Below are 12,169 nucleotides of genomic sequence, written 5' to 3'. Positions count from 1 at the left end.
GCTTCTTTTGGTTGTTATCACATTTCGGGGAACAGCAGCTAGTCCAGGAAGCCCCTTATCGGTTCAGGCTTTTGCGTTGTCCCCAGTATCGGATATTGACATCGATGTCAAACTCGAGCGACGTTTCGTCGTAGATATCCTTTTTCTCTTTCTCTAATTTCTTCCAGAGCTTCGGATCGATCCGGTACAATTGGAGACATAGCTCGTAGGGATCCGCGTGGATCAATGCTGCTTTATGGAAGGTATTATACAATTCTTTTCGCAGAGTATCTTCCGTTAGGCGCTTCATCTCCTTAATTCCCACCTTTTTGTACATATTCTGTACCGTCCCGATGATATTCAGCTTGATCCGATACGACGCATCATTTGGTTTACGGATAACTTCAATCGAGGATTGGGGCTTCTCCAGCCGTATGCTCCCGACGGCTTCGTCGTTGCCCCGAACAATGATGGCAGCGTGGGATTGAGGCGATGCTAACCAGCGGATGCCCAGCAGATCGGATCGTTTGAGCCAACCCATCAATTCCTTGTTCTTGATAAGAAAGCCGCCGTTCACTTCTAAAATCGGATGCTGCTTCAAATTTTCCGACCAATTTTGAGCCGAAATATGAAGGGAGGGCAATACGACGGTAGCGGCTTTTTCCCGGTAGAGACGAATAAAGTTCACGAATTGAATCGGACGTATAAACGAGAACTGGATATAGCTTTCTCTGGGTTCATGAAGCAGCGAATGCAGGGGTGAGAGCTGGAAGAACGGCGACACCGTAAAGAGATCCTCCATTTTATCCTGGGTGCCATAAATCCATTTCGTGTAACGGATTTCCTGCGAACGGTTGGTCAAATCGAACACTTGGGACAACTGCTTAGGTTTTAACACCGATTCCGAAAGGACCAAGGCCGTGACATGGCCCCAAGAGATCCGCTGCTGACTCGATGTATATAAATCGATCAGGGCTTCAGTCAAAGTGGTGCCGGTTCCTCGGCCGACCCAAATCGGCGCTTTCTCCGTTGGCTTGCTGCTTTCTTGTTTGGCAATCGTTGCGAAGTCCAGCATCTGCACATAGATAATATACTTGTCGTCCTTATAATCGACGCCCATAGCCGTAATATAGTTGATATCCTGAACTTCTTTGTTGTCCCAGCAGCCTGAGAGCAGCAAAGATACTATACATACGAGAATCCATGCCCGTTTCATAGCGCGCCGCCTTTTTTTCGTTTCCCCGGGACTCGCATGAGATTGCCCAAGATTTTGGATTTAGAGAAGGGGGAGAAGGGGGCAAGGTATGGCTGTCCGAAAGGGTTATGGTGGGCTGCATACTGAACGATGATGAAGACCGATATGAAGAAGCCGAATAACCCGAACAGGGAGGACAGGGTAAGGACAAAAAAGCGAAGAATCGTCTGAGAGACAACAAAATCCTGATTGGAGTGAGTGGAGCCCGCAACAAAGGCAAGTGCAGCGACTACCGTCATCGTCGGCGAGAAAAAGCCGCCCCGAATCGCAGCGTCACCGATGATGATACCCGAAACAACCGTAATGGTGGATGCAATGGGTGAGGGCATTTGCATGCCAGCTTCCCGCAGCAAGGTGAGCAGGAACAGAATGACCAGCATTTCGATTCCGGTCGGTATGGGCATTCCTAGCCGGGTGTTGGCAATGGTTGCGAGCAAGGGAAAAGGAATTTGATCCTGATGAAACGACATCAAAGTAATATAAAATCCTGGGAGCAGAACGGAGAGCAAGAATCCAACCAGCCTTAAAATTCTCCAAGGCATGACGAAATAAAACGGCATTTGGGGATCTTCCGCGGCAAACACCAGCTGCATGAAGCTGGCAGGCGCAATCAATATCACGGGACTTCCCTGCATAATAATGATTAAACGTCCGCGCGTTAAAGAATCGTATGCTAAATCCGTTCTGCCCGTATAATCGAACATCGGGAGGACCGTGAAGCGATAAGGCGATAAATGTTCTGCAAGCTCGCCGATGCCCACGGGAGGGTCCCCAGTGAAATGATTTAGTTTATCCACGACCTCCTTGACGGTCTCCGGTATCACCTTGTCCTTTAAATACATGATGCCGACGGAGGTTTTGCTCTTGTCGCCCAGCTTAAAGGAGGAGTAGACAAGCTCGGGAGATTTCAACCGTTTCCGTATAAGCGATACATTGATATCCAATTCCTCGACAAATCCGTCGCGAGGTCCTTTGACAGAGGTTACGGAGGCACTCTCTTCCGGTGCACGTGTAATACTTTTACTAGCGCTGTAAGAATACAGCTTGTTCTCCTTAGGAAAATACAACGCAACATAGCCAGAGTAAACAATATCATCGAACGATTCCATGTTGGACTCCGAAGAGTCCAGGGTAAGATGATAATCCAGAAGATTTGGATCGAACGGCTGCTTCTGGGGAACGGATAAATTCCATTCTTTGCTGATAACAGGCAGCAGAATCTTGGACATCATCTGCGGATCGCACATCATCGGATTGTAAACCATGATCGCCCATGGCAGCGTATCGCCTTCCGCACCCGGATAAGACGTGATATAGATGTCATCGGAATCGGCATAACGCTCTCGGAGTTGTTGTTCTGTTATGGTCATTGTTGAGATTCTCCTTTCGCTGAAGTCTGTTGTTGTTGTTGTTGTTGTTGTTGTGGCTTGCGGATCAAGAAGAACAAGAGCAGACTTAAGACGGTGATATAGACAGCGGATGCGGGCAAGAAGTAGTCGGCCATGGCATAGTACATTTTCAAATTGCTGATCGGTGAGGCACACAGAATGATCAGCAGCGTGGAGACGGCTAATACGCCAACACTTTGCCTGGACTTGGGAAGAACGGTTTCGCAGAGCAAAAAAATCGAAATCGAAATCGAGACATAAGCTCCGCTAAGCCATTGGAAAATCGATAAAAAATCGACATGCTCCACGAATTTTCCTAACTTTACGAGACGCCACTGTTCATAGGCAGGATAACGCTGAAGCTTCATTTCTTCGGGTCCAAATTCGGCAATGCCGCCGATCGTGGGTCCAAACGTGAGGAATACGAGAACAAGATGGATGAGCAGGATGGTAAGGAAACCGGGCTTTTTCTGCAGGTGAGGCCGCAGAAACAAGATCAAGATAAATTGGGACAGCCCCCCCAACATGGTCGGGATTCCGCTCAGCACCGGCATAAAGCCGCCCTCAAGTACAGGGAGCAAGTAACTGTAATTTTTCACTTTCAGGTTGGACAAGGATACGAATATGCCTAGCATTACAACGAAAGGAAGCAAGATTCCGGCTGAAACGCCGATGGTCTTTATGCCGTGATTTACGCTGACAAGACATAACACCACGAGTAACAACGCGGTAGCAATAACGGGAGTTTGGATCATATAGGTCGACTTTGTCCAATCGATAACTTCCTTTAAGGTATAAAAGGCAAAGGTGAAAAAATACAGACCGGACATACTCATCGCCAGTATTCGAGCGCCTCTGCCGCTGCTTTCGTCCAACGCTTGCGTGATAGAACGATTGCCGACCTTTTGAATGATCCGGTAAATAAGCAGAATCCAGGGCATGAATAATACGGCTGACACGATAATGGTGATCCAGGCATCCCGTCCGGATTTCTCCAGAAGCACAGGTATGATCATGACATGATTGGTCAAGCCGGCCGTAAGCATCATAATCATAAACGCCTGATTTGTTGGAATACCGCGAGCTCCTGACATCTGTGATCCCCCAATTCAGCTTTCTTTCGTTTAGGTTTCTCGGGGAACAACCAAAATATGCGAGAGCACCCAGCCACAGGCTGGATATGTGCTTAATTCCATTGCTTCTCTTTGCCATAAGGCATTTTTAGGTTGGGATCCGCGGTACATAAATCACGAAGGTTCCCTTCATAATAAGGAAAGTTTTGAACGAACCCATAACAATAATCTGGAGGACTGAACCGTGAACAAAGGGGCGAAGACGGAGGCAGGGAACTTGAGATGGTGGCAGCTATCGCTGCTGGGGGTTGCATCAACGATCGGCACAGGCTATTTTCTTGGATCCGCATTAGGTATCCGGCTTGGAGGACCGGCTTTTCTTCTTTCGATTATATTGGCGGCGACAGCCACCTTCTTTGTGTTTGATGTGCTGTCACGAATGACGGCCGACGATCCGCAGAAGGGCTCGTTCCGAACCTATGCCAAAAAAGCCTATGGCCGATGGGCAGGCTTTTCTACAGGGTGGATGTACTGGTGTTCCGAAGTGTTGATTATGGGGAGCCAGATGACGGCGCTTGCGATATTCTCGCGTTTTTGGTTTCCAGGCGTTCCGATGTGGATATTTGCGTCAGGTTTTGCCGTATTGGGACTGTTTGTCATATGGATCGGGAACAAAGGCTTCGACCGGTTGGAGAATGTATTGGCCGTGATTAAAGTCGCCGCGATTGTCATGTTTCTCGTTATTGCTGCTGCCGCTTTGATGGGGTGGTTAAAAGGAGGGACGAAGCCGCACGTTCCAGGCAGTTTCAATGCCTTTTTTCCGGCAGGTGGCATGGGCATGTGGTCGTCTCTAATTTTTGCATTTTATGCCTTTGGCGGAATTGAAGTCATGGGGGTCATGGCGATTCGCTTGAAGAATCCGAAGGAAGCGCCCAAAGCGGGTAGAGTGATGATTCTGCTGCTATCCATCGTATACGTACTTTCGATTGGCATGGCGGTGATTATGGTGGCTTGGAACCAATTCTCCACGACGAAAAGTCCCTTTGTTGTGGCGCTAAGCTCCTACCAGCTTCCTTTTATCCCGCATATATTTAATGCTGTATTGATTATAGCCGGTTTCTCAACCATGGTGGCTTCGCTGTATGCTGTGACCACGATGCTCGTTACGTTATCTGAAGATAAGGACGCTCCCAAGCTTTTTTCCAGGAAAAAATTTAAGCGGGATACGCCCATATACGCACTATCCCTTACAGCTATCGGATTGATTGTATCGATTGTGTTGTCTCTGCTCATGCCAGGCAAGATTTATGAGTATCTGACCACGGGTGCAGGACTAATGCTGCTGTATAACTGGTTCTTCATCCTCATATCGGCAGGCCGACTCATAGAGCTTACGGTTTGGGGCAAGATCAAAAGATACATCGGGATGCTTTTAATCGCGGGAGCGGTCAGTGGAACCGCACTGCACCCCACAAGTCGCCCGGGGCTCTGGATCAGTCTGGGGTTTATCCTGGTAATCGGTCTGGTTGTCCTATGCATGCGCGCCGTGTGGAAGAAATCCGGCCAAGGCCACGCCAGGGAGGCGGACAAGCCCAAGTTTCGTCCCAAACCAGCCCGTTAGAATATGAGCGGATATAGCAGGGCGAGAGCCCGAATTCCAAAATAGACGCCAAAGATGATCAACGAGATTCCGGAAAGAATGGAGACCAGGGAGAGCGCTCTATTGCTTAAATATCGGCGGAATACACTGCCGAGGGCAGCCATGAACAAATCCCATATCACAACCCCGGCGATGACGGCCACGCTGTAGAGAAACAGATTGGCGGATCCGTCGTCCGCTGCGGTTTTAACGAGAATTGAGCCATAGATGCCCAGCCAGAACAGGATCGTCATCGGATTGGACACGGACATGAGAAACCCGGAGAGCATGCTTTTCCACAACGAATCTTCATTGCTGTCTTGACTGATCGTCACTTTATTGGCATTCAGGATGCTTTCCAGCCCGGAATAGATAAGAACAAAGGCGCCGAACAGCCACAGGAAGGTCTGCATGAACGGTGTATTCAGAAAGTGAACAACGCCCAGGTAGACCAGGATCATATAAAGGATGTCCGCCAGGACCGCACCGATTCCGAACAGCCATGCATGCCAAAAACCTTTTTTGATCCCCTTGTCGAGCTGCGCTGCATTGACCGGGCCTACGGGGGCTGATAGAGAAAGTCCCAGAATCATGTAGCTTATAAAAATACTCATTGACTTCCACCTCTCGTCATGAACATAGATAAGAAAGCTTGTACCTTCATGCTCGTACATTGTATTCAGCACCAGGACAAACTAAAACTTATGATTGGAAATTTTTTCTGTCTGCAACAGACCAACAAAACCGCGCAGTTCACCTGCGCGGTTTTATTTGAATTCGTTTATTTGGTAGGATATAAATTAGTGTCAGAAGGCAGATATCCCAGCATTTCAAATCATGAAGAAGGGGTCAATCAAGATGAGTCATCCATTTCGGATTACGGTATTGTCAGACACCCATATGCCAAGAAAAGCGAAAGAGCTCCCAGCCTCGCTGCTTGAAGATGTAAGACATTCGGATCTTATTCTTCATGCAGGAGACTGGTCCAATTGGGAGCTCTATGAACAGCTTAGTCAATACGCTCCGGTGGAAGGAGTAGCCGGAAACGTTGACGACGAGCGGATCATAGAACGGTTAGGTTACAAGAAGCTGGTCGAAATCGAAGGCAAACGCATCGGTATTGTGCATGGGCACGGACAAGGAGGAACAACCCCCTCCCGGGCAAGGAAAGCTTTTGCTGACACGGAGGTGGACTGTATCTTGTTCGGTCACTCCCATATCCCGTTTAAAGAACATGAACAAGGGGTGCTGCTCTTCAATCCCGGTTCCGCCACGGATAAAAGGCGCCAGCCCAGGTACTCCTATGGGAGGATTCTCATCCTAAACGGAGCGTTGGAGGCGCATCATATTTTTTACGATCAGAAGTAACGTTTATGAAGGCGTTGGTAAAATCAGTAAGGGGTTGCCTGCTTTTGAAAGATCCCGTATGAGGTTAATTAATAGAAGTCCCCGATATGGTAAATCATGTGGATGAGAGGATTGTTATGTTAAAGGAAGAAAAGCATGAGCATGTGATTCAGGTTGGGCTGTCCGGATGGGGAGATCATGACAAGCTGTATGATGAAGGGGCGAGGCCTTCGGACAGGCTGGAAATGTACAGCCGACATTTTCCCATCGTGGAGATGGACAACTCGTTCTATGCCATACCTTCACCGGAACAAATGAATAAGTGGGCAGCTGCCGTCCCAGACCACTTTGGTTTTATTGTTAAAGCTTATCAAGGCATGACGGGTCATGCACGCGGCCAGGGCAAGGACAGATACCCGAGCGTCAAAACGATGTTTGATCATTTGCTCACGTCAGTCGAGGAATTGCGGGCTGCGGGCAAATTAAGAACCGTTCTTTTTCAATATCCGCCATGGTTCGGTTGCGAACGCAAACATGTGGACATTCTGAAGCGTACGCGGGAGTGGATGAAGGATGTTCCGATAGCGCTGGAATTTCGGCATCAGAGCTGGTATGCGCCGGAGTTTCGGGAGAAGACGCTTGAGTTTATGCGAAGCGAGGGCTGGATCCACAGCATTGCCGACGAGCCGCAAGCAGGCATTGGATCCGTACCGGTCGTGCTTGAGACATCGGGTACAGAGGCTGTGATGATCCGGATGCATGGACGTAACGCCGAAGGGTGGCACTCCAGCGGTCAGCCCAACTGGCGCGAGGTGCGATATTTATATCGTTACAGCTTAGAGGAATTGGAGCAGTGGAAGGAATGGATAGAGCAATTGCTTGAGAAGTCGAAGCAGTGCTGGATTATATTCAACAACAATTCGGGGGGCGATGCTTCCGACAACGCCAAACAGCTTCTCCAGCTGCTGGGGATGGATACCGGCCCCGAACCGCTGCGGCAGATGGACTGGCTGGAAGTGGATATTTTTTCAGATAAATGACTTTAATTGGAATCATGTACAGGGAAATGGGAGGGTCACGGACAAATCGTCAAAAAATTGACGCAAATTCATCTGTTTCTGAGATCATTATTATATATAAAGGGTATTTTCGGTATTGAGGCCAAGTGTATTATAATGTAATCGTAAGAAAACGTTTATTTAATGTAAAATGTAAAATTAGAAATTCCGTCCTTGAGCAATCAAAATAATCTGACGGAGGGAGTCAGCGATGAAGACCCTTGACAGAATGACAGAGGGACCTTGGCAGAAATATCACGGTCCGAACTTGGGGTACATTCAAGATCAGTATGAGAAGTTTTTGCAAGACCCGCAATCTGTGGAGCCAGGATACCGTGAGCTGTTCTCCAGCTGGGGACCGCCTCCATCTTTGGAAAACAATGAAAAGAAAGCGGATTCGCAGGGACAAGGTGTTAGCTACGACCCGCAATTACTGAAAAAAGGGGTAGCTGCCGGCAAACTGGTATGGAACATTAGAACCTACGGTCATCTGGCCGCCGACATTGATCCGATTGGAATTGGAAACGAAGCTGACACGCGTCTGCTTCAACCAGAAAGCTACCAACTCAGCCAAGCGGATTTGGCAGCCCTGCCTGCAGAGATCGTCTGGGAGGAGGCTCCTAGCGATATCAAGAATGGCTTAGAGGCAATCCAGCGGCTGTTACAACTATATACAGGCTCCATTGCCTATGAATTTAGCCACGTTCACGATGAAGAAGAACGCAAATGGCTCAATCAGCAGGCCGAATCGGGACGTTATTTGTCCGGCATGAGCGTAGACGAGCGCAAAGGGCTTTTGAAGAAGCTGCTTGAGGCCGAGCAATTCGAGGAATTCCTGCACCGTACGTTCGTAGGTGCGAAACGCTTCTCGGTTGAGGGCAACGAAGCACTCGTTCCGCTGCTTGACGAGATCGTTCGTCAAATGGCCGAAGTGGATGTTAACTCCATCCTCGTGGGAATGGCGCACCGCGGTCGTTTGAACGTCCTGGCTCATGTGCTGGGCAAGGATTACAGCAAGATTTTCTCGGAGTTCATGCACTCTCCGAATAAACATCTCGTTCCATCCGAAGGCTCCATGGGCATTAACTACGGCTGGACAGGTGACGTGAAGTATCACTTGGGTGCGGACCGTTATCTGAAGAAGGATGAAGCACGGCAGGTTCGCATTACCCTCGCGAACAATCCGAGTCACCTGGAATATGTCAATCCGGTGGTAGAGGGCTTTGCTCGTGCTGCTCAGGAGGATCGCAGTGAAGCGGGATATCCGAAGCAGGATGTAAACAAAGCGCTTAGCATTCAGATTCATGGTGATTCCGCGTTCCCTGGCGAAGGGATCGTGCCGGAAACCTTGAACTTTAATAAACTGCCGGCGTTCCGTACGGGCGGATCGATTCACATTATCGTGAATAACCGTATCGGATTCACGACGGAAGGCAGAGATTCCAGATCGACTCATTATGCGAGTGATTTGGCGAAAGGATATGAGATTCCGATTATCCACGTGAACGCGGATGATCCGGAAGCATGTATCGCGGTTGCTCGTCTTGCGAGCGATTATCGCAACAAGTTCAAGAAGAGCATTCTGATCGATCTTGTGGGCTACCGGAAATATGGCCACAACGAAACCGATGATCCGGAAACAACCCAGCCGCTGATCTATCAGAAGGTGAAGAATCATCCAACCGTCAGCACGATTTATATGAAGAAGCTGGTGGATGGAAACATTCTGACCCAAGAACAAGTGGATGGTCTGAAGAATAGCGTCCTGGAGGTCCTGAAGAATTCTTACGAGAGCGTGAAGTTGAAGGATCCTGTTGATCAGATCCTGCTTGGATTGAACGCTACGGACGGTAAATCCAAGACCGAAGCAGCTACGAATGTATCTGCAGAAGTGCTGCGCGGGATTAATCGCGAGCTCCTGCAGTGGCCGGAAGGCTTTACGGTATATCCGAAGCTTCAACGTATCCTCGAGCGCCGCAGCAACTCGCTCGACGAAGGCGAGAAGGTGGACTGGGGCCATGCCGAAACGCTGGCATTCGCTACGATTCTTGCAGACGGCAAGCCGATCCGGATTACGGGACAGGATGCTGAACGTGCAACATTTGCCCATCGTAACCTCGTGCTTCATGATGCGGTTAATGGGGAGACCTTCTGCCCGCTGCACCGGTTGCCGCAAGCTAAGGCTTCGTTCGCGATCCATAACAGCCCGTTAACCGAAGCAGCCGTTGTTGGATTTGAATATGGCTACAATGTGTACTCTCCTGAGACCTTGGTTATCTGGGAAGCGCAGTATGGCGATTTCGTTAACTGTGCCCAGGTCATCATTGACCAGTTCATCACAGCCGGCCGCTCGAAATGGAGACAGAAGTCCAGCTTGGTGATGCTGCTTCCTCACGGGTATGAAGGGAATGGTCCTGAGCACTCCAGTGCAAGATTGGAACGCTTCCTCCAGCTGAGTGGAGAAGACAACTGGACGGTTGCGAATCTGACTTCCGCTGCCCAGTATTTCCATCTGCTGCGCAAACAGGCTTCATTGACCGAAACGGAAGATGCTAGACCGCTGGTGATCATGGCTCCGAAGAGCTTGATCCGAAATCCACGCGTGGCATCGCCTGTGAACGCGTTCAGTGAGGGCGGTTTCCAGAAAGTGATGGAACAGCCGGGTCTTGGCCAATCACCGAAGAAGGTGGAACGCCTGGTGCTATGCTCGGGGAAAGTTGCGATCGATTTGGAGGACGCACTGGATAAACAGAAGGATCAGGATCAGTCCTGGATTCATATTCTTCGTGTGGAACAGCTGTATCCGTTCCCGAAAGAAGAAATTTCCCGTGTATTGCAGAAGTATCCGAACCTGAAAGAGATTCTGTGGGTTCAGGAAGAACCTCAGAACATGGGCAGCTGGAGCTTCATGGAACCAAGAATTCGTGAAATTGCACCTAAAGGCACAGAGGTCCGTTACAGCGGACGTCCTGAGCGTTCGAGCCCTGCTAGCGGCTATCAGGATGTTCATGCTTATGAGCAACAGACCATCATTTCTTTTGCCCTTAATCGTAAAACTATAAATCAAGAGATCTCATTGGGGAGGTAGCGGCTGTGAGCGAAATTACTGTACCAGCTATGGGCGAATCCATCACCGAAGGAACGATATTCAAATGGCACGTTAAAGAAGGGGATAGCGTTAACATCGGTGATGTGCTGCTCGAGTTAGAAACGGATAAGGTTAATCTTGAAATTAGCGCAGAGTCAGAAGGCGTTGTGGAAAAAATCCTTCGTCAAGAAGGGGAGAATGTAACGATCGGTGAAGTGATCGGTCAAATTTCTCCGCAGGAAGGCGTTGCAAGCGCACCGGCACCGAAGGCAGCTGAAGCTCCTGCATCCGCGCAAACGGCGGCTGCTCCGGCACCGGCGGCAGAAGCACCGAAGCCGCAAGCTCCGGTACCGGCTCAGAACGAGGAAGGAGCGGGTCTGACTGCATCGCCATCCGCACGCAAACTGGCTCGTGAACGCGGGATTGATCTGGACCAGGTACAGGGCCGCGACCCGATCGGTCGGATTTACCATGATGATGTGAAGAATCATAATGAAGCCAAGCAGCCTGCAGCACCAAGCAAGCCAGCAGCTTCCACAGCTGCACCGGCAGCACAAGCTCCGGCCGCTGAGTATGGAAAGCCGGTAGAACGCACACGCATGTCCCGCCGTCGTCAAACGATTGCGAATCGTTTGGTCGAAGCGCAGCATACGGCTGCCATGCTGACGACCTTCAATGAAGTGGATATGACAGCAATCCTGGATGTGCGCAAACGTCGTAAGCAAGCTTTCCAGGAGAAGCATGACGTAGGCCTCGGTTTCATGTCCTTCTTCACCAAAGCGGTTGTAGGTGCGTTGAAGAGGTTCCCGCATCTGAATGCCGAGATCGATGGCGATGATATTGTTGTGAAGAAATTCTATGATATCGGTATTGCGGTATCCGCGAAAGAAGGACTTGTTGTTCCGGTCGTTCGCGATGCTGATCGTCTTGGCTTTGCCGAGATTGAGAAAGAAATCGGCAACCTTGCTGCGAAGGCTCGCAATAATGCGCTGTCCTTGTCTGAGCTGCAAGGCGGTACATTTACGATCACGAATGGCGGTGTCTTCGGTTCGCTGTTGTCTACGCCGATCCTGAATACGCCTCAGGTGGGTATCCTCGGCATGCACAAAATCCAGCTTCGTCCGGTAGCTATTGATGCAGAGCGTATGGAGAATCGTCCTATGATGTATATCGCACTGTCCTATGATCATCGGATCGTTGATGGTTCCGAAGCGGTTCGCTTCCTGGTAACGGTTAAAGAGCTCCTTGAAGATCCAGAGTCGCTGCTGTTGGAAGGTTAATCATCCCAGCTTTGCGACATATTCATAATAAGAAGGCCGCATGGACATTGCCATGCGGCCTT

The 12,169-nt window shown here is 49.6% G+C and carries 9 protein-coding genes; 5 read left to right on the top strand and 4 right to left on the bottom strand.

The features are described from left to right. Window positions 1–55: 55 nt before the first annotated feature. From PAEVO_RS13155 to PAEVO_RS13145, 3 genes are read right to left on the bottom strand one after another with little or no spacing between them, the layout of a single operon-like run. Window positions 56–1,195 carry a Ger(x)C family spore germination protein gene (locus PAEVO_RS13155; protein WP_100537958.1) on the bottom strand — a complete coding sequence of 380 codons (1,140 nt, stop codon included), beginning with the start codon at window positions 1,193–1,195 and terminating at the stop codon, window positions 56–58. Further along, window positions 1,192–2,604 carry a spore germination protein gene (locus tag PAEVO_RS13150; protein ID WP_100537957.1) on the bottom strand — a complete coding sequence of 471 codons (1,413 nt, stop codon included), beginning with the start codon at window positions 2,602–2,604 and terminating at the stop codon, window positions 1,192–1,194. The genes PAEVO_RS13155 and PAEVO_RS13150 overlap by 4 nt, the downstream gene beginning before the upstream one ends. Continuing rightward, window positions 2,601–3,716: a GerAB/ArcD/ProY family transporter gene (locus tag PAEVO_RS13145; protein WP_100537956.1), complete on the bottom strand. Its 1,116-nt coding sequence runs from the start codon at window positions 3,714–3,716 to the stop codon at window positions 2,601–2,603. The genes PAEVO_RS13150 and PAEVO_RS13145 overlap by 4 nt, the downstream gene beginning before the upstream one ends. Window positions 3,717–3,939: 223 nt before the next feature. Here PAEVO_RS13145 and PAEVO_RS13140 point away from each other — a divergent pair, with 223 nt between their 5' ends. Beyond that, a complete protein-coding gene (locus PAEVO_RS13140; RefSeq protein ID WP_100537955.1) occupies window positions 3,940–5,316 on the top strand; it encodes an amino acid permease in 1,377 nt (458 codons plus the stop codon). On the opposite strand, the gene PAEVO_RS13135 is transcribed toward PAEVO_RS13140, so the two are convergent. Then, the gene (locus PAEVO_RS13135; protein ID WP_100537954.1) at window positions 5,313–5,948 is read right to left on the bottom strand and encodes a LysE family transporter; all 636 of its coding nucleotides are present in this window, start codon (window positions 5,946–5,948) and stop codon (window positions 5,313–5,315) included. The genes PAEVO_RS13140 and PAEVO_RS13135 overlap by 4 nt on opposite strands. A 244-nt stretch (window positions 5,949–6,192) precedes the next feature. On the opposite strand from PAEVO_RS13135, the gene PAEVO_RS13130 reads away from it, so the two are divergent. The 4 genes from PAEVO_RS13130 to odhB all read left to right on the top strand — a co-directional run bounded on the left by PAEVO_RS13130 (window position 6,193) and on the right by odhB (window position 12,107). Continuing rightward, on the top strand, window positions 6,193–6,702 hold the full coding sequence (locus PAEVO_RS13130) for a metallophosphoesterase family protein (RefSeq protein ID WP_100537953.1): 510 nt from the start codon (window positions 6,193–6,195) through the stop codon (window positions 6,700–6,702). Window positions 6,703–6,818: 116 nt separating this feature from the next. Next, complete coding sequence (locus PAEVO_RS13125; RefSeq protein ID WP_243390758.1) at window positions 6,819–7,721, top strand: DUF72 domain-containing protein; 903 nt, start codon at window positions 6,819–6,821, stop codon at window positions 7,719–7,721. Window positions 7,722–7,950: 229 nt separating this feature from the next. Continuing rightward, window positions 7,951–10,827 (top strand): 2-oxoglutarate dehydrogenase E1 component, encoded by a 2,877-nt coding sequence (locus PAEVO_RS13120; RefSeq protein ID WP_100537951.1) that lies wholly within the window; start codon window positions 7,951–7,953, stop codon window positions 10,825–10,827. Window positions 10,828–10,832: 5 nt separating this feature from the next. Continuing rightward, complete coding sequence (odhB, locus tag PAEVO_RS13115; protein WP_100537950.1) at window positions 10,833–12,107, top strand: 2-oxoglutarate dehydrogenase complex dihydrolipoyllysine-residue succinyltransferase; 1,275 nt, start codon at window positions 10,833–10,835, stop codon at window positions 12,105–12,107. The last annotated feature ends 62 nt before the right edge of the window (window positions 12,108–12,169 follow it).

It is taken from the genome of Paenibacillus sp. GM2FR (genome assembly GCF_002803325.1).
GTDB classification, from domain to species: Bacteria; Bacillota; Bacilli; order Paenibacillales; family Paenibacillaceae; genus Paenibacillus_AQ; species Paenibacillus_AQ lautus.
This window is presented reverse-complemented; position numbering and strand designations above follow the sequence as displayed.